18 protein-coding genes and 1 tRNA gene are annotated in these 18,117 nt (G+C 62.6%); 9 read left to right on the top strand and 10 right to left on the bottom strand.

Features of this window, described 5'->3' with window-relative positions; genetic code table 11:
• Positions 1-38: 38 nt before the first annotated feature.
• Both ACE3N9_RS08210 and ACE3N9_RS08215 read right to left on the bottom strand, forming a co-directional pair.
• A complete protein-coding gene (locus ACE3N9_RS08210; RefSeq protein ID WP_374282699.1) occupies positions 39-950 on the bottom strand; it encodes a HEPN domain-containing protein in 912 nt (303 codons plus the stop codon).
• Positions 951-1,014: 64 nt separating this feature from the next.
• Complete coding sequence (locus ACE3N9_RS08215) at positions 1,015-1,890, bottom strand: hypothetical protein (protein WP_374282701.1); 876 nt, start codon at positions 1,888-1,890, stop codon at positions 1,015-1,017.
• A gap of 431 nt (positions 1,891-2,321) precedes the next feature.
• Here ACE3N9_RS08215 and ACE3N9_RS08220 point away from each other — a divergent pair, with 431 nt between their 5' ends.
• The 7 genes from ACE3N9_RS08220 to ACE3N9_RS08250 all read left to right on the top strand — a co-directional run bounded on the left by ACE3N9_RS08220 (position 2,322) and on the right by ACE3N9_RS08250 (position 7,931).
• Positions 2,322-3,056, top strand: a complete 735-nt coding sequence (locus ACE3N9_RS08220; RefSeq protein WP_196276534.1) for a LuxR family transcriptional regulator — start codon at positions 2,322-2,324, stop codon at positions 3,054-3,056.
• A gap of 59 nt (positions 3,057-3,115) precedes the next feature.
• Positions 3,116-3,757, top strand: coding sequence for an acyl-homoserine-lactone synthase (locus ACE3N9_RS08225; RefSeq protein ID WP_374282703.1), 642 nt, complete (start codon positions 3,116-3,118; stop codon positions 3,755-3,757).
• On the top strand, positions 3,757-4,620 hold the full coding sequence (locus ACE3N9_RS08230; RefSeq protein WP_374282705.1) for a phytanoyl-CoA dioxygenase family protein: 864 nt from the start codon (positions 3,757-3,759) through the stop codon (positions 4,618-4,620). The genes ACE3N9_RS08225 and ACE3N9_RS08230 overlap by 1 nt, the downstream gene beginning before the upstream one ends.
• A complete protein-coding gene (locus ACE3N9_RS08235; RefSeq protein WP_374282707.1) occupies positions 4,617-5,252 on the top strand; it encodes a GntR family transcriptional regulator in 636 nt (211 codons plus the stop codon). The genes ACE3N9_RS08230 and ACE3N9_RS08235 overlap by 4 nt, the downstream gene beginning before the upstream one ends.
• Before the next feature lie 85 nt (positions 5,253-5,337).
• Positions 5,338-5,469, top strand: a complete 132-nt coding sequence (locus ACE3N9_RS08240) for a benenodin family lasso peptide (RefSeq protein ID WP_118074434.1) — start codon at positions 5,338-5,340, stop codon at positions 5,467-5,469.
• Between the two features lie 66 nt (positions 5,470-5,535).
• Positions 5,536-6,213, top strand: coding sequence for a lasso peptide biosynthesis B2 protein (locus ACE3N9_RS08245; protein ID WP_374282710.1), 678 nt, complete (start codon positions 5,536-5,538; stop codon positions 6,211-6,213).
• Positions 6,210-7,931: an asparagine synthase-related protein gene (locus ACE3N9_RS08250; RefSeq protein ID WP_374282712.1), complete on the top strand. Its 1,722-nt coding sequence runs from the start codon at positions 6,210-6,212 to the stop codon at positions 7,929-7,931. Before ACE3N9_RS08245 ends, ACE3N9_RS08250 begins: the two co-directional genes overlap by 4 nt.
• Before the next feature lie 51 nt (positions 7,932-7,982).
• On the opposite strand, the gene ACE3N9_RS08255 is transcribed toward ACE3N9_RS08250, so the two are convergent.
• From ACE3N9_RS08255 to ACE3N9_RS08270, 4 genes are all read right to left on the bottom strand, one after another.
• Positions 7,983-10,007, bottom strand: a complete 2,025-nt coding sequence (locus ACE3N9_RS08255) for an Atxe2 family lasso peptide isopeptidase (protein ID WP_374282714.1) — start codon at positions 10,005-10,007, stop codon at positions 7,983-7,985.
• Complete coding sequence (locus ACE3N9_RS08260) at positions 10,001-12,937, bottom strand: TonB-dependent receptor domain-containing protein (protein ID WP_374282716.1); 2,937 nt, start codon at positions 12,935-12,937, stop codon at positions 10,001-10,003. Before ACE3N9_RS08260 ends, ACE3N9_RS08255 begins: the two co-directional genes overlap by 7 nt.
• Before the next feature lie 283 nt (positions 12,938-13,220).
• The gene (locus tag ACE3N9_RS08265; protein ID WP_374282718.1) at positions 13,221-14,183 is read right to left on the bottom strand and encodes a FecR domain-containing protein; all 963 of its coding nucleotides are present in this window, start codon (positions 14,181-14,183) and stop codon (positions 13,221-13,223) included.
• A gap of 6 nt (positions 14,184-14,189) precedes the next feature.
• Entirely contained in the window at positions 14,190-14,846 is a 657-nt protein-coding gene (locus ACE3N9_RS08270) for an RNA polymerase sigma factor (protein ID WP_374282719.1), read from the bottom strand.
• Here ACE3N9_RS08270 and ACE3N9_RS08275 point away from each other — a divergent pair.
• The gene (locus ACE3N9_RS08275) at positions 14,845-14,985 is read left to right on the top strand and encodes a hypothetical protein (protein ID WP_374282721.1); all 141 of its coding nucleotides are present in this window, start codon (positions 14,845-14,847) and stop codon (positions 14,983-14,985) included. The two genes, ACE3N9_RS08270 and ACE3N9_RS08275, sit on opposite strands and share 2 nt — an antisense overlap.
• Before the next feature lie 180 nt (positions 14,986-15,165).
• Positions 15,166-15,363: a DUF5818 domain-containing protein gene (locus ACE3N9_RS08280; RefSeq protein WP_374282723.1), complete on the top strand. Its 198-nt coding sequence runs from the start codon at positions 15,166-15,168 to the stop codon at positions 15,361-15,363.
• On the opposite strand, the gene ACE3N9_RS08285 is transcribed toward ACE3N9_RS08280, so the two are convergent.
• From ACE3N9_RS08285 to ACE3N9_RS08300, 4 genes are all read right to left on the bottom strand, one after another.
• The gene (locus tag ACE3N9_RS08285) at positions 15,360-16,631 is read right to left on the bottom strand and encodes a tyrosine-type recombinase/integrase (RefSeq protein ID WP_374282725.1); all 1,272 of its coding nucleotides are present in this window, start codon (positions 16,629-16,631) and stop codon (positions 15,360-15,362) included. The genes ACE3N9_RS08280 and ACE3N9_RS08285 overlap by 4 nt on opposite strands.
• 177 nt (positions 16,632-16,808) lie before the next feature.
• Positions 16,809-16,885 (bottom strand) — tRNA-Met (locus tag ACE3N9_RS08290).
• Between the two features lie 66 nt (positions 16,886-16,951).
• A complete protein-coding gene (locus tag ACE3N9_RS08295; RefSeq protein WP_374282727.1) occupies positions 16,952-17,425 on the bottom strand; it encodes a 2'-5' RNA ligase family protein in 474 nt (157 codons plus the stop codon).
• Positions 17,426-17,526: 101 nt separating this feature from the next.
• Positions 17,527-18,081, bottom strand: a complete 555-nt coding sequence (locus tag ACE3N9_RS08300; protein WP_374282729.1) for a peroxiredoxin — start codon at positions 18,079-18,081, stop codon at positions 17,527-17,529.
• Positions 18,082-18,117 lie beyond the last annotated feature (36 nt).

The following is an 18,117-nucleotide window of genomic DNA, read 5'->3' on the forward strand; positions in this document are numbered from 1 at the left end:
CAGCGCTGGTGCTCTTTCGGCGGAACGATCAACTGGCGTCAGGCCGCTTTGGCGAGGTCCTCGATGCGCGCTTCGCAGGCGCTCTTCACCAAAATTTGCAGCACTTTCACACGCTCGGCGATCCATGTGAGTTCGTCGGTGGAGATCTTGTACGAAGGCGAATAGCGCGCCTTGACGTAGGCATCGCGCAGCAGGGCATAGCAGCGCTTTTCGAAGCGCCCGGTACGCGACCAGACGTCCTTGAGCGTGGGCTCGAGCTCCTCGGCCATGTCGCGCAAACGATTAAGGTTGTGCGACTTCGGAGACCAAAGAGTACGAACGAGGAAAAGGCAGTGGTAGAACCTTTCTACCGATTGGTGAAACTGAAAAGCTGCCTCTTTGCTCCGACCCTGCGCTTGAGCGTAAAGGGCGGTGTCGAGAAATCCCGCGGCACTCTCGAACCAGTCATCGAAGTAGTCTTGTGTCTCCTTGAGAGCTTGCTCAGGCGACAACGGCATGGGCTCGACGAAGTGAAAGTCTGGCTCCTCGAACAAGACAATACCATCCTTGAGGATGTCCATGAAGAAGTAGCGGCCAAGCCGTAGTTTGTCGTTCACGTCTTCCAGGCTGTGGTAGATCAGGCTAACCGGCGTACGCAGCGCATGCCCTGCTGACAGATCCGCCAGCAGCCTGTTCTCCGTCGCCTCCCAGAATTCGGCAATGTCCGTGAGATCGTCGTGGTTCACCACGACGAGAAGATCGTAGTCGGAGAAATAGCGTCCCACCGGATCCTCGACCCAATCACCCCGGGCATATGACCCGAACAGGACGATCTTGAGCAACTTGCCTGCGCGGAAGCGTGGCTGGGTACGTGTGGAAATTGCCTCGGCAAAGCCCGTGCGCACGGTCTCGACCACATGTGCAAGTTCACGCCGCTTGCCTTCGGGCAGGTGATCAAGGCCGGAGTTCATGGAACGCAGATTCGACGGTTTTGCTTCTCGTGCCAAGGGCAAAATGAACAAGGCAGCAGGAAGGCTAAAGCAAGTCACTCGTCGGTAGCAGCGCCACTCTCGGCTGGTAATCCAGGCCGAACAGACGGAGCCCCGGAGATGATCGATCCCAGCAATGACGCCGGCTTATCCGATCCAGCATCGAGCAACGGGTAACAAACCTCTCGTCATACCGGGCATACAGCGCGGCAAAAAACGAGTCGAAGTGCAACCCGCTTTCCTCACTCGGAAAGCCCGGTACCAACCTTGTCCGGCATTCCTCCTCCATGGCAACCATGGCAAGCGCCGCAGCCTCGCATTGTCCGGCCTGGTCCATGAGTTCACGGCGGCGCCCCAAAACCTGCAGGGCGTCGTGAAACCGCCGCACTGGCGACACCGGCACCCCATCCTGCGCCAATGCGGCATTGCCGCCACCTCGCCGCCAATCAAGGGCAGGACGGTTTTGTGCTGCCGAGTTCTCATTCGTAACTCGGTTGCCGCGCAACAGGACCAGATGCCCGATAACCAGTGCCGGATGCATCATATGGAGGTTACTGCATTCGCCGACGATTTCCTCGAGGCGATTGCCGAGATTGCGAAAAGCCCCGGTGACGCCCTTGCAGGAAACCGAGAGCACAGGCCCGATCCGGGCAAGCGAAACCAGAACGTCGACATGCTTGGCTCTGATCCCTCCGAGAACAGTCCCTTCCCCGCATCCGCCAAGGGTTGGATCGAAGTGCAGCAGTGGAGGCTTGCGTCTACGACGCTCCACGCGAAACGGTGGCCGCGGAATGATATCGTCCGGATCGAACCCACCTTCGACGACAAGCCGGCACGCAACATACCAGTGCAAAGGAAGTATGTGGCGTTCGGATTGAACGCGTCCATCGAACTCGGCAAATGCCGCGAGCGCTGTTGCCATGCTGGTCCAGCGGCATGTGTGATCGCCCAATTCGGCGTGGGTGCAGCGTCGTGAAGCTGCGGCACTTTGCCGAGCTGGCTTTCGAAACCCGTGAAGCCGGCGAGATCGAGCGCAAACCGGACGAGCGCTCATGTGAGGGTCTCGCTGCTAGCCGAGATTTTGAATTGTCTGCAATCGAAGCAGCGCACCGTCCTGCAAGACAAATAACCTTCTGACATAATGATCGAATTTGTCGGTTCGCGGTATTGAAGCGGGATCGAACCGTGATAGAGATGTGACAGTTGCAACCGGATCGCCTCCGATCCTGAGAAGTTGGATCGCGGTCCACAGGCAGGAGAAAGGGCGCCCTGCTGGAGTCCGGCAAGTAAAACTGCCGGTGGGCGCAATGGCACCTCATGGCGGCTCGGGCGCTTGGGGAACTTCTGGAAGACATGTCTGACCGGGTGGGTTCGATTATCGAACTCGACGAACTGCTCGGCGAAGTAACCAACAGGCTTGGCTTCGACTACTATGCTCTCACCCATCATTGTCAGCTTGCGAGCAAGGATGATGGAGCGATCAGGCTGCACAATTACCCGCAGAGCTGGGCAGAAAGTTATGACTCCCATGCGCTGGGCATGGTTGATCCGGTGCATCGGGCCAGCCACGTCACCGCAAAGGGCTTCTCCTGGTCTGACATCGGTCGCCTCATTCCGCTCACGCCCCAAGACCATCGAATGCTTGCTCTTGGTGAAGAACAGGGCTTGCGTAGTGGCTTTACTGTACCAGCGCACGTGCCGGGCGAAGCGCGCGGATCCTGCTCCTTTGCCTGCCGCAATCCGCGAGATGGTGAGCCAATTCCGCTCATCGCCCATTGCGCTGGGACATTCGCCTTCGAAACCGCGCGGCGTCTCTGGCTGAAGAGAGGTCATAGCCTGGGTTTGCGCAAACCGGTTCTGACCGATCGCCAGCGCGACTGCGTGCTGCTCATGGCGCAGGGCAAGACCGATCCGGAAATCTCGACAATCCTGGGCATATCGCGCGAGACGGTGACCGAGCATGTTCGCACGGCCTGTCAGCGCTACGGGATCTACAAGAGACAATTGCTGATCACCCTGACCCTGTATGACGGAACGCTCACGTTCGGGGATGTCCGGCCCTGGAGATACCCCCATTTCTGGGGGTAGCGAGGAGGTCACCGCTGTCTGATCCTTCACCGACCAGTTCGGTTGAGGAGCAATCCGTCATGTTGAAAGTCACCACGCCCGGCACGGAGCCGGGCGCTGCCCTGCTGCGCGCCATGTTTGCTGCACGAAAGGCGGTCTTCATCGATCTGCTTGGGTGGGACCTTCCAGTCCTTGCCGGGCAATACGAAATGGACCAGTTCGACGATGAGCATGCACGCTATTTGATCCTCAGCGACAACGGTGATCATCTCGCGTCTGCCAGGCTCCTGCCAACAACACGGCAAGGTATCCTGTCGGGTCTTTTCCCGATGCTCTGTGCCGGGCCTGTGCCCTGCGCACCCGATACCTTCGAAATCACCCGTTTCTGCCTCGACCGGACACTCACTGCCCGCGAGCGGCGGGACGTTCGCAACTCGCTTGTCCACGCGCTTGCCACCTATGCAATCGACACCGGGATTTCGCGGTACTGCGCAGTCGCAGGCCTTCGTTGGTTCAGGCAGATCGAACGGTTCGGCTGGAGTTGCCGGGCTCTTGGCGCGCCCATCTGGACAGGAGGCCAGGAGCTGGTCGGCCTTGAAATTGGCATCACTGCCGACACACCACAGCTGCTCGAAGCGGCCGGAATCCATTGCGGCCACGGTGACAGTCGTACTCCGACCATACCCAGCGCCCTGCCCGCCGGGCACAAGGAATGGCACTGATGGAACCGGCAGACCAGATCGGCATTGCCGTCCATCAGTTGCAGACTGATGGCTATGCAGTCCTGCATGAAGCCCTGCCCGTTTCCGTGATCGAGCAGCTCCATGAGGATCTCCAGGGCGACTTTGCATTGACGCCATACGGAACTGGGATGTTCTACGGCGAGCGGACCAAGCGGTTCGGCAGGCTTCTTCGACGGTCCGCTGCCACGCAGTGCCTGGTCCTGCATCCGGTCATTCAGGATGTCGTGAGCCGGATTCTCGGGCCCTGGTGCGACCGCATCCAGCTCAACACGACCCAGGCCATCGCGGTCCATCCCGGCGCCCCCGCGCAGTTGCCCCATCGCGACCAGGACATGTGGCAGGCCGATTTCGGCAAACGCGAATACCTCGTCAACGTCATGTGGCCGCTCACTCCCTTTTCGAAAAAGAACGGAGGTACGCGGATCTGGCCGCAAAGCCATGGCAGCAACGCCCTGACGGCCGTGGCCGAGGACGATTTCATCGCGCCCGAGCTTGTCCCGGGATCCGCCCTGCTTTTCCTCGGCTCGACGCTGCATGGCGCGGGCGCCAACGCGAGTGCGCAAGAGCGGCGCGGCATCGTGATCGGCTATTCGCTGGGCTGGCTCAAGCCTTACGAAAACCCCTGGCTCGCCTACCCCCCGGACATTGCCAGGACATTCCCCCCCGAGCTCGCCGCACTTGCAGGATATGTGCAGCACCGACCGAACCTCGGGAACTTCGAAGGGCAATGTCCCTCGATCCTGCTCGGAGACTACAAGGGCGAGCCCCTCGGAGCGATCGATGCCCTGCGTCCAGACCAGGTGCAGCAGGCCCGTGCCTTTGCGCATGGGAGGAGCGGATGAGCGCCGGCCCCGTAGCAGAACGCATCTACGACGCCTTGCGCGCCATGATCCTGTCCCGCGCATTCATGCCGGGTGACAGGCTCGATCCCGCAGTCATCGGCGAACAGCTCTGTGCAAGCGTCACGCCCGTGCGCGAGGCCCTGCATGTGCTGTGCGGCGAGCAGCTTGTCGTGACCCATCGCGCGGGCGGCTTCTTCCTCCCGACGCTCGACGAGCCAAGGCTCAAGGACATGTACGCTTTCAGCAACGAAGTGCTGGGCCTTGCACTCCGCCTCTGGCGGCCATGGACGATCGTGGACTGGGACAGGATTGCCGAGCGTCGGACGGCTTATGCCGAACGCGTCGCCGATGCATTCGAGGGAGTGGCACGCGCTTCGGCCAACTCCGAGCATGGTCGGGTCCTGGCCCTCTTCAACGCACGCCTCCATGCCGTTCGCATGATTGAACCGGCCGTGCTTGACGGCTCCATCGCAGAAGTGCGCGACATCGAATGCGCGCTGGACAGTGGCGACAAGGATCATCTGCGACGGTTGCTGGGCGCCTACCACCGCCGGCGCATTCGCAGCTCTGCCGAGATCCTGCACGCCCTGCACCGCCCGGCGAACCCGTCCGCGCCAACAATCGGCATATAGAATTCGTATAAATTTCAGATCAAACGGCGCCTTCCATAGTCTGATCCTGCCGCAATCACGCGGCGAGGTGAAAAGGAGAAGACCGATGGAACGCACGTTCGATCTCGTCGAGGACGTCGAAGACCTGGGCACCGCCAGCATCGAAACGCTCGGCCCTCCGGGAGACCGGATCGAGTTCGGTGTGCTCGCGCAGCTGCCGGGCCTTGATCGCGACTGATCCACTGGCAGGTGCGCAAGGCTTTGCTGGCCCGGCGCACCTGCCTTGTGCTTGTGCGAGGCGGACATGACAACGCTTGGGTCCTATCTTTCCTCCTGCCGGATCGCAGCCGGGGTCGGTGTTGCGCGGATCGGCGACAAGGCAGTCGTGCTCGATGTCCGGCATGATCGCTACACGATGTGGAGCGGGTCTTGCGCATCAGCGCTGCTGGACCTGCGCCGTGGCAAGCCGTGTCCATTGTCTCACGACGACTGCCGCACACTCGAAAGACACGGCCTGCTGACGAAGGGAGAACGGGACGCAGGATCCTGGCTCACGGCAACAGATATCCGGACGCCGACTGCCAGCGCAGTGGAAGGTCCCGAAGCCGGTCGGTTGCGGCCGCTGCATTTGGTAGCGAGCACCTGGAACTGCATCCGCGCCAGAATGGATTTGCGCTCGGCACCGCTCCACGAGGTCCTGATCGACCTGCCTGCTGCGTCTCGGGGGCGTACGACACGTGACCTTGTGACTCACGCCCGAGCGTTCGACCGGGCGCGACGCTGGGTGCCGGTTCGGCCAAGATGCCTTCCCGACGCGCTGGCCTATGCGCGCGTGGCACGGCGCGAAGGTTTTGCGGTCGATCTGGTATTCGGGGTGAAACTTCATCCCTTCGAAGCCCATTGCTGGGTGCAATCGGGCAGTCTCGTCCTGACCGATCCGCTGGACAAGGTGCGCCGCTTCGAAGTGGTACTGGCACTGTGACCGAAGGCTATCTCGTCGCATGCGCCCTCGATGGGCAGCCGGATCTGCGATCGGATTCGCGATCGGCCGAAAATCTCGTTCACCGGCTGCCCGGTCCATGGCGCGCACGAAGGTTCGAAGGGCTGACCATTGATGTCTCGCCATCAACCGCATGTCGGCAGATCGGCAGGACTGTGATCATCGGACAGATCTTCGGCGATCTTGCGGTCTTGCAGCGCGCCGATCTTCATCCCGACCTGCTCGTGGCGCATTGCTGGGGCAACTACCTTGCTCTGCACATGTCCAAGAGCGGGCATCCGTCGTGGTTGCTGCGAGCGCCGCTTGGCCATCTCCCTGTCTACACGACTGCTACGGCCGGCAGACTGTGGATCTCCTCGCATGTTCCAGAGCTTGCGGCTGCGCGCGGTGTAAGGCCGCAGATCGACTGGTCTTTCGTCGCGAACCATCTTGCTTTCCTGCATCTCAAGACTGCGCAGACCGGCCTTGTCGGCATCGAAGAACTTCTGGGCGGGCAATGGCTCGATCTTTCCGTGGAACCGGCGCGGCGAACGATGGCCTGGTCCCCGGGAACGTTCGTGCGGACTGATATCGAGATCGCAGACTTCGCTGACGCCAGCAGGCGCCTTGCCGAGAGCATAGACGAGGCTGTCCGTTGCCTGGCGGGTGATGGCAAGGTCCTCCTCGAATTGTCGGGCGGACTCGATTCCTCGATCATCGCAGCGGCCCTGGCACTGTCTAAGGCCAAGGCACAAGCGGTCAGCCTTTCAACGGGCTCGGTGGAGAGCGATGAGCGCGTCTATGCACAGGCGGCCGCCGATGCTGCAGGCATCGCGCTCAAATTCCGCGAAGTCGGGATATCCAACCTGGTTGGACGGGCCCGCACCCGCGAAGCCCGTCCGGGCCTGCCGGTGATCCTCGGCGCGGCCGATTCAGTGCTGTCAGAGGAAGGCGCAGCGCAAGCGATCACGGCATTCTTCAGCGGTGCGGGTGGTGATTGCGTTTTTGCAACGCCCAACGCTGCCGGGGCCGCAGCGGATGCCGCGATCCGGTCGGGTTGGGCCGCCAGGTCCACCTGGCGCACGATCGAGGCAATTGCCCGCTATCACAACGCGAGTGTCTGGTCAGTCGCTGGCAGGGCCTGGCAGCTGGCACGAGGCGCGAGCGATCCGGGCAGTTGGCCGCGCACACGCGGATATCTCGCCGATACCGTGCCCTTGCCCGATGCACCGCTGCACCCCTGGCTCGCGGAAACCAGCAGCATGTTGCCCGGAAAGCGGGACCACGTTCATGCCATTCTCGCCAGCCTCGCCCACATCGATGGTTATCCTCGCCACGCCATTGCCCCGACGCGGTTTCCGCTGCTCAGCCAGCCCGTCGTCGAGACCGCCTTGCGCATACCAAGCTGGCTCTGGGTCGAGGGCGGGCAGGATCGGGCCGTGGCCCGAGCCGCATTTGCTAACCGCCTGCCAGACCTGATCCGCGATCGACGCAGCAAAGGGGCACTCGATGGCTATGCCCTGGCTGCGATAGAGCAGCAGGCGGACGGGCTTAGGCCGTTCCTGCTCGATGGTCATCTCGCGCGCCAGGGCCTGCTCGATCTGGCCAGAGTGAAAAGCGCGTTGCGGGAGAGGGTAAGGCGCGCCGATCCCCGGGCTCATCTTCTCCTGCCGTTGATCGACACCGAGAACTGGCTTCGCGCCTGGCTTGGCGACCCTTGAATTGCTGACCGCGCAATCGAACAGCCATGGCGACGGTGGACCGAGGAGCGCTCAGGGCTTCATATCACGCCAGCGTTGCCAGGATGCCGGATCAGCGGGCTTGCCGCCTGCGTCACCCAGCAGCCAGAACCTGAACCAGTCGAAGTTGCGCACGTTGGCCGCAAGTTGGTGACGCGGTTGCCACTTGAGGTGCATTTCAGCGGGGAAAGCCCAGAGTTCGACAGGCTTCCGGGCGCGCTGCAGCCGCGCAAGGAGCTCGACATTGGCGCGATATTCCTGCTCGGGCAATTGCATCAGCAAGGGCACCGAGATGCGGTCGGCATTGAAGGAAGGGGATACGCGCCTCCACCCGGCATGATCCGTGTCGGGATCACCCAGGTCCCAGGCCGATTTGAGCATGGCGGGCACGTCGCGCCCCGCGACGGCATTGAACCAGTAGTAGGTTGGCGTCACCATGACGTTGGCTACCGCTGCGGCCTTCAACAACCTGCTGTGCATGGCGAGCCAGGCCGTGACTTCGCCGCCGAAGCTTACCCCGCCCATGCCGACGCGCGTGGCATCGATCTTGCCCTGCCCGGACAGCTCTGCGATGATCGCCGCAATCCCGCTGGCAGCCACCCTGTAGGCTTCGACGTTGTCCCCGCCGCCGGCCACGCCGGGTTGACGATTGATGCACAAGGCCGCGATTCCCGATGCCGCGAGATCGCGCAAGGGATACTCGTCCCCCGTCCCGCCGCGCAGATACCCCTCGCAGGAATAGTAGGTAATGAACAGCGGCACCGGCCCAGTCTGGCCCGGGGGTAACGCCAGATATCCCGAGAATGTTCGCCCTGCCCGGTCTTGCCAGACCCGCCGGTCGAACCGGATAGCGGGGTTCTCGAGCGGCGCGTTAGGGGCCCTGAGGACCTGCTCATGGCGTGATGCCAGATCAATCGCCACCACGCGTGGAGGCTCGTTGGCCGAGGACGCGACGCAGATGAGCCTCCGGGTCGAAGCTGCGCAGGCCTTGCCGTTGTCTCCGCCATTGCGTTCGCCCGAACTCTGGAACACCTCCTCGACCTGCCCACTGGCCGGGTCCCATCTGGCCAGAGTGCTGCCACCGTCGCCATTGCGGCTTTCGAAAATCAGGGCATTGTCCGTGCCAGCCCAGGCGACTGAGCGCGCCCGGGCGGCTGTGCATTGCACGGCTTCACAGTGCGCCAGCTCCTGCCCCTCGGCATTGACGATGGCCAGAGCCGAAGCCACGCCTTTGGACAGGACAACCGCAATGCCTCTGGCATCGCCCGACGGCTGGCGCAGCGCGACGTACCAGTCTTGCACTCGTTCGAGCGAGCGCGGTCGGGAGGCGTAGTTGCGAGCCTCTTCGGCTGTGGCATCGCGGATGGTTGCAAGGTCTTGCTCAAGCACCTTGAGTTTGGGCTTGACCGCGGGGATGATGCCGCCCTGCTCGAACCAGGCGCCCTGGAGCCGTCCGCTGGCCCAGCGGCCATCGATGCGATCGCCACGATACAGTGGCCTTTGCGGGTCGACCGACGCATCGATCCGCGTTCCGCTATCGTACTCGGCCTGCTCGGCAGCTTCGATCGCGGCGCGCTCCGGGCCAAACCCAAGCAACCATGCCTTGCCGCCCGCAAGCCGGATCATCTCCCCGGCATTGCCCGCCTCGCTGGTAACTTGCGCAGCGCCTGAACCATCGGTCGCCGCCTGCCAGACCTGGACTTGCCCGCCTGCGATCTTGCGGAACAGCACGGTTCTGCCATCGCGCGTCCACTGCGCGCCTGAAGCCAGGGGAAAGCCGTTGAGCCATTCGATTTCTCCAGCATCGGCGATGCGTCTGGCAGGCGCCGAACCGTCAGACGGCGCCACCAGCCATGCGACATCATAGTCATTGCGGTCGACCGAGGCGCGGTACTCGCGCCAGAGGGCAAGCATGCCATCCGGCGATATGGACGGGCTGTCGATCCGCGTGATTTCTATGGCGGGCCGGATCCCGGCCCCGTCCGCAGCCTGCGCTGCAAACGGGACCAGGGCGGCCAGGGCAAGCGACAGCGGGGCTGGATGCCATCGCGTCACCATGACTTGGTCACCTGCACCGCGACAAACCGTCCAACCGCGCTTGCCTGCTCGGGATCGAAGCCGGCTGCGCTGAACGGGGTGCGATTGTTTACATAAGGCGGGTCGCGATCGAACAGGTTGGTGATGCTCAAGGCGAACCGCGTGCCCGCCAAGGCACCGGCTTCATCTCCGAAGCGCTTGGAAAGCGTAAGATCGACTGTCGTCCAGCTTGCAACCGACTCGACCGGTGCCACAGCCGTGTTGCGATAGCCCGCCATGTGATTGACGAAGGCTGTTGCACCGAAGCCATCCTGTTCGAACCCGGCGCGCCCGCGCAAACGATAGCGCACCGGGTTGCCGATCGTCCCCAGGGCCTGCGTGCGCGGAGCAGCCGACGTCAACTGCTGCGTCAGGTGGAACAGCCAGCTCCCCGATGCACCAAGCGAAAGCGCACCTCTGGCCGTCTCGTGGCGATAACTGAGATCAAAATCGATCCCGTCGAGATGGTTGCGCGCCAGGTTGGCGTTGCGCGCATCGATCACGTAGCGGATCGAGCCTGCAGCAATGCCAAAGGGATTGCTGAAATCGGGGCTCGCATAGAAGCTTGCCACTTGCGCTGGCGACGGATTGGCCGTGATCAGCGGCTCGTAACGCGACCGCTGGGCCAGGAACGTGAAAGCATCGACCGCGGGATTGAAGATGCGATCCTTGTAGGAAATGTCGAACCACGTCGCGCTCATCGAAAGCCCCGGGATCTCAGGTGGCCTGAAGTCGACGCCAGCCGTCCAGGTCCGCGCGCGTTCCGGTCCGATCCCGGGATCATTGCCGAACAGGGCAATGACATTGCTACTGCCGGAGGGCGAACCGGGGTCTGTAACGGGTATCGGCACGACCTGGCTGAGCCCCGGACCCTGGCGCACGTCGAAGAAGCCGGGTGCACGAAACGAGGTGCCGTAGGACCCTCGCAGCGCAAGGCCTTGCACCGGCTCCCACGTCAGTCCGACCTTGGGATTGGTCGTTGTCCCGAAATCCGAGTAGCGCTCGATGCGTCCTGCCACCGACAGGTCGAGCCGGTGCACGCCTGCCATGCCCTGCCCAGGACCGACCAGGGGCGCACGAAGTTCGGCAAATCCGGCAAGCACATTGCGCGCCAGCGGGTATCCATTGTCGCCACTCGCGACAGGCGCAAGCGTCGTCTCATCCGCAAGGCTGCGCGAGCCGTAGCCCTCCTCGCGATACTCTCCCCCGAATGCCAGCGTCAGCGCTCCCCCCGGAAGCGCCAGGAGCGGCCCGTCGAACTTGAGACCGGCGGTCGTTTGGCGCGACCGCGCACTGGTCAGCGATGATCCGCGCACATAGTCGATCGTGGCCGCACTGGTGTAAGAGCCATCACCGAACACATTGAAGGCCTTGGCCGGATCGGGATCAGCGAGAGCCTGCGCGAGCCGGGCGCGATTGACGAGATTGTCCCGCAGCAGCTCTTCATGCTGGACGCCATGATTGCCATAAGCCTCGGCCCGCCATGCCCCGAAGCGTGCTTCCAGTGCGCCCGCGACCGTCCAGTTGGTGGCATGCGAACGATTGACCGTGGGCCCGAGGTCGTCCCGGAAATCATAACCGACGCGGATGGGCTGACCCGTTCCGATCGGATCGACATAGAACGGGTTGCTCACGGGCACGGTAACCTGCGAGCCGAAGACGATGTAACGCTGGTCCGAGCGGCGGTCGGCAGCAAACCCCTGGAGCCGCATTGTCAGCCACGACGACAGGTCCTGTTCAAGCGCGATAAGCCCTGCGTGACGGCGCGTGCGTGGCAGGATGTCGGTCAGGCGCCGACCGTCGCCAAGATTGCGCACTCCGGCAAGCAGATCACCTGGCGCAAGCGCCCTGCCATCCTGTCCGGCCGGTATGCCGAAGATTGCGCCATTGGCTGCCGTTATCGTGCCGGGATTGGCAAAGGCCTGGCGATAGTCAGGGCCCCCAAAGCGGGTAAGGTCCTCTGTTGCGTAGTCGCGGTCCTCGGCCGCGAGGCGGTCGCGGCGGTAGAATTCATAGGCCGCCATCAGGTTGCCGCCGCTCCAGCGCAGACCCGCGAGCTGACTTGCCTGCACCTCGCTGAAGCCGTCGGCCATGCCGATCCGAAACGATGTCTCGGCACCTTCGTATCCGCGCCGCAAGCGTACGTTGACCACGCCTGCAACAGCATCGGAGCCGTAGATGGCTGACGCACCATCTGCGAGGACTTCGATGCGTTCGATGGCACTGGCCGGTATCAGCGAAATGTCGACGATTGAGCTCGCGGCTCCCAGCGCCAGGCGATTGCCATCGACGAGCGTCAGGGTCGAGGTCGTGCCAAGCCCGCGCAGGTTGATGCTGGCACCCGAACCGATATTGGCATTGGCATTGTTCCGCTGGGTAAAGCCGAGTGTGCCTTCATTGGGGCCCCCGCCGAAGTTCTGCGGAAGGACCGATACCAGGTTCTGCACTGTGGCCCTGCCGCTTTCCTCGATCGCCCTTCGGTCGATCACGATCACGGCACCGCCCGCCGGCGCCGAGCCGCGAATGCGCGTGCCGGTTACCACGATATCGTCAGCCGTGCTGTCTGCGGATGCACCACGCGTTGGCGTTGACGGTCCTGCCGAGCGGATCGCGTAGCCTTGGCTCGTCGCGATGCCCTGAAGCCCCGAGCCTTCGAGGATCTTGCCCAGCGCACCTGCGAGCGTGTAGGTCCCCTGCACTGCAGGAGCGGTGCGGCCTGCCACAAGCTTGTCGTCCGCGACGATGGTCGCACCGGCCTTGGCTGCAAGATCGTGCAGCGATCGCGCCATGGCCTGCGCCGGCAGGTCCAGCGCAAGGGTATCAGCCTCCTGCGCGCCCGCAGGTGCTGCCGCCACCAAAGGTGCCGCCAGCATTGCGATGACCATGGCATGGGTTGATGTCTTGAACGTCATGATTGCCTCCCTCGCGTCCATCTCAGGGGACGCGCATCGGTTGGGACGACGTCGCGCGAAAACACCCGCCAGAATTTTTTCGTCGGGCATCGTCGCGGACGGCCCGCAGCCGGTCAGCCGGTCACCCCGTGATTGTGGAGATCATGCCGAGCCGTCAGCGCGCACCGATCCACCGCCGCCTTTCCTCTGTCCGGGAAGCAAATGAGGTCTTTTGCATTCAGAAGATGCCGCCGGTCGGACGGCACGCGGATCATTCACACGGTCCGCGAGGGGGCAGGAAGCTTCAGGCCGTGTCGATCACCAGCATGCCGGGGCGCTGCGTCACCCTGATTCCGCCCAGAGCCTCGAGAATGCTCGCAAAGCCTTCTGGATCGTCGAGGCGGATCGCACCTGCCAGAGTCCTGTTGGCCAGTGCAGGACTTGCGAGGCGAAGCTGAACAGCATTGCGCGCGTTGAGCAGGCTGACCGCCTCTCCCAGGGATATGCGGTTACCGGTCGTCATTGGCGGTTGTGCAGAAGAGTTTCGTTCGGAGTGATGCTCGGTCCCGGATGGCCCCGCTTCGATCATGTGAGTCCCGCGACCAAGGGTGTGCCGAGCGCCATCGGTGTTCTGCACCTGCACTTGGCCATCCAGGACCTCGACGCGCAGAGCATTTGTGGTGAGCGCAACATCCACTGTGCCTGCAGCACTGTCGACCCTGGTGCCTGCACCCATGATCTGCATGGCATCCGTGCCGCGCCGTGCCACACGGATGCGAACGCGACCGGCATCAATCGTAACCTGGCGGCTAGCTGAAGTGATGTTGGTTCGTGCCTTGCTTGTCCCATTGAGTGTCAGGGAGCTTCCATCGACAAGCTGCCATGTCCGCGTTTCGCCTGGGGCGGTAATGTATGTCCTGGCTTCAACCGTGGTTCCGACGCCGATGACCGTGTGGTCCCCTGAAAACCGCAAGGTCAGCAATCCCATGCCAAGCAACAGGCATGCGCCAACTGCGGCAAGCTGTTTGCTGCGTTGCAGGTGCAAGGGTGCACGGGTCAGCTTGCGCTCCTGGCCAAGGAGGCTCTGATCGAGGGCCATGCTATCGCGCCACGCGCGCTCCACTTCGGCATACGCGAGACGGTGTCGCAGATCGCTCGCAAGCCAAGTCTCGAAGCCGGGCGCACGCGCTTGACCGACGTTCTCGTTGCGCGCCAGCCACTCTGCCGCTTCATCGCGGATCTTGCCGGGAATCGGTTGCTTCGTCACCCGCGGTCAATCCTCGGCGAGATGCCGCGCCAAGGCCTTGAGCGCCCGGCTCATCTGTTTCTCCACGCCACGCACGCTCAACCCCGTCTGTTCTGCGATCTCGGCATAGCTATAACCATCGAGCCGACGGGCAAGGAAGATGTTTCGCGTGAGCGGCTTGAGACGGGCGAGTGCCTGCTCGAGCCGGGCAAGGCGATCGCGCGCTTCAAGTTGCGCCTGCAGATCGCATCCCGGATGAATGTCCTCGAACGGCTCGTGGCTGCATTGGTGCTGGCGCAACTCCTGCCTGACCAGGTCCTTGCGCGCGTTGTCTGCCGCAACCCGCACATAGCTGGTAAGGTTCTCGATCTGACGCTGTCGGCTGGTCATCAGGCGCACGAACACCTGCTGGACGAGATCCTCGGCCAGGGTCATTCCGGTCTTGTGAGCAAGCTTGCGCAGCAGCGAGGGGCGGGAGCGGCGGAACTCGGCCTCGATCGCCGCCAAGCCAGTTGGCAGCGCTTCTGGGGTGTTCTGGCCATGGCTGTCATGACCTGCCTGTGCTGCAAGAGGTTTCGTCAATCGCCAAGCCCCAGCCCGCGAGGCATTCCGGTGGTTGGCCGGATCCTGAGAACACGTCTGGAGACATGCGCCTTTGCCTTTGGCCCCGAAGGACTTGGACATGGACAAGGGCGATCCGGCCGCACGCAGCGACAGAAACAGCAAAGCTACCAGAGCAAGGTTCTCAGGCCTCGACGCAGCAAATCTTTGCCACGCCTTCGAAAACTATGACAGCATGGTTTCAAACGCAACGAGAATTTGAGCTCCACCGCACGGCCAATGGGATTATGGAATATCGGCCCGTCGACCTGCATTGTGCCGTAATATGGTCGCAGCGCCCCGCACTGGCGTCCCGACCTTGCAAAAAGGGCCGGAAGGGATTGCCCGCCTGCGCTGCAGGCGGCATTGGCCAGTGTCAGCGATCAGACTTGTGAGGACATTCGTGACAGAAGAAAGAAGGCGCATCACTGGTATGCTGAGCCTTGGAACCCGCGGCCTCACCCTAACGACTGCCAACAACGAGCTCTGGATAGTGCAGACGGATCGGCCGGCAGATGAATTGATTGGAGATTCAGTCACTGTTGAAGGCACAGTCACGGGCTTTGATCGCATTCGCGCCGATTGGATCGGTGCCAACTAATCTCGGGCTGCGGCTCGTGCAGCAGAGCTGCGCCTGGCTCTCGCCTTCCTAGTTGCACTGGTTCCATCAAGCATATCTGCCCAGTCCTGCATCATCCGGCGGCGGGGCATGAGGTACTCAGCAGCGTTGTAGGCTCCGCGCACGTCATTCTGCTCAGAGTGAGCCAACTGAAGTTCGACCCAGTCTTCATGGAATTTCCTTACCCAGATCGGCGGTTTTCCAAACTCCACGAGCTGCTCATTGGCCCAGGTGCTGGCCAGTCCCCGAAAACCGTGCACTGTTTGCCGGCTGTGGAATCCCAGCCGATACAAGGCATAGATCATGGTGTTTTCGGAAAGCGGCTTGTCCGCATGGGCGCCTGGGAAGACATAAGCTCCCGACGCAATCTCGATCCGGCTTTTTGCAATTTTTGCGGCCTGTATCGAAAGCGGGACGAGGTGCTCCCGCCCCATCTTCATTCGCTCGGCCGGTATCCTCCAGAGCGGTGCGTTACCATCAAGGTCCTCAAACTCGGTCTTTACCGCTAGCCTCAGCTCTTTTGTTCTGACCCATGTGAGCAGCGCAAACATGAGCGCATCGCGCGTTATCGACGACCTCCGGTCTCCCGCTTCTTGGTACGTCCGTACCTTGTCCACAAAAGAGGGCAACTCCGTCAAAGGCAGACGGCTCATGTGCTTGACGCGTGGCCTGGGCTTCAATGCACCCTTGAGGTTCGCGGTCGGATCATGTGAGGTGAGGCCACAGGCAATGGCAAACTGGAAGACTTGTCCGACGCCCTGCTTTGCGCGCCGGCTTATGTCGAGTGCTCCACGCGCTTCCACTTTGCGGACCATATCCAAGACTTCTGGTGGCGTAATTGTATGTATGAGTTTGTTGCCCAGCGCTGGAAAGACATCGCGTTGCATCCGCGACCAGACCCTTTCAGCGTGTGCGGGGTCCAGCGAAGTCTTGCGATTCTCGTGCCACTGCGTGGCCACGGAAAGGAACGTCATTCCGGAAGGATCCGCCTCCGACTTGTTGCTGGACGGATCTCGCCCTTCGCCCAGCAATGCCTTCGCCGCTTTGCGTTTTGAACGGGCAGCGCTGATGCTGATGGCAGGGTACGGCCCAAACGATAGGAGCTTTTCCTTCCCGGCGTAACGGTACTTCATGCGCCACAGCCTCTTTCCATTGGGCTGTATCAAGAGGAAAAGCCCCTCTCCATCGGCTAGCTTGTACGGTCGTTCGCCCGGCTTTGCGTTCTTCAACTGAAGCTCTGTAAGAGGCATGGGGGTATCGCTCCTTTCGATACTCCGCAAAAATACCCCCAAAATACCCCCAAGCCAAAATCGGCAGCATGGGGACGCGTTCGAGAGCTTGCGGACGCGAATCACCCGCAAACCTCTGCTTTTTCGCCGAATTTTGGAAGGATGCGGAAGCTTGGGAATGCTTCCGGACGATGCCGTTGGTAGCGGAGGAGGGACTCGAACCCCCGACACGCGGATTATGATTCCGCTGCTCTAACCAGCTGAGCTACTCCGCCCCAAAGGGCCGTCCGGGCGCCGGTGCGCTGGACAGGCGCGGCACATAGGGGGCGCGCGGCGATTGGTCAACCACCCTCTTTGCCGCGAAAGCGCCATGTGCCCAAACTTTCCCAATGCGGCCCGCGATAGAGGTGCAGGCCCAGCCCGGTGAAGCGGAAGCGGCGGCGTTCCAGGACCGGCTCCAGCGCCGCCTGGAGCGCGCGGGCGGCTTCGGGCGTGACCTTGTTCTGGACGGTGATGTGCAGGCGCGGCGGGTGGCGGTCCTGCGCGGTCAGCGCGCCGTGGAAGCGGTCCGCGATCAGGCCGCGCACTTGCAGCATGCCGGGGCTGGACAGCGCAATCGCCGTGCCCTTGCCCAGGTTCATCAGGCCCGTCACCTCGCACAGCGGCGGGGCGAATTCGCCAGCGACGCTGCCCAGCATGGCCAGCAGTTCGGCGCGCAGCGACGGCGCGAAGCTGTGGAACAGGGTGACGTGCGCCTTCAGCCAGTTGCGTTCGGGCGGAAAATGGGCGCGGCGCAGGCCATCGGCCCAGGACAATACACCCGGCGGAAGTTCCGCCGTGACGATAAAAGGCGCAGGCGGCGAAGCCTGGGGAGCGTCGGAGAGGGGAGAGCGCTCCGCCACCTGCGCCAGGGGGCTCAGACCAGCTCGGCCGGCTGCTGCGCGTCTTCGGTCAGCGCGGCCAGAAGCTTTTCGGGCGCGGTTTCGCCGTAGGGATCGCTGTCCGAGCCATCGTCGTTGATGCCCGGTTCCTCGAACCAATGAGTGATCGTGTTGTCATCCACGATCATCGCGTAGCGCCAGCTGCGCATGCCGAAGCCGAGGTGGTCCTTGTCGATCAGCATGCCCATCCGACGCGTGAAGTGGCCCGAACCATCGGGCAGCAGCTTGACCTTTTCAAGGCCGAGGTGCTTGCCCCACTGGTACATGACGAAGGCATCGTTGACCGACAGGCAGTAGACTTCGTCCACGCCGGCGGCCTTGAACACATCGTACAGGCGTTCGTAGTTGGGGCACTGTTCGTTGCTGCAGGTCGGCGTGAAGGCGCCCGGCAGCGAGAAGACGACCACCTTCTTGCCGGCGAATGCATCGCGCACCGGCAGGTCCTGCCAGCGGAACGGGTTCGGCCCGCCGAGCGATTCGTCGCGGACGCGGGTCTTGAGAGTGACATCGGGAATGGTGCGGTTGATCATCGGAGGGGTTCCTTTGCAGTGCTTGAAGGCCAGATA

The organism is Novosphingobium sp., assembly GCF_041905565.1.
In the GTDB taxonomy this organism is placed as follows: domain Bacteria; phylum Pseudomonadota; class Alphaproteobacteria; order Sphingomonadales; family Sphingomonadaceae; genus Novosphingobium.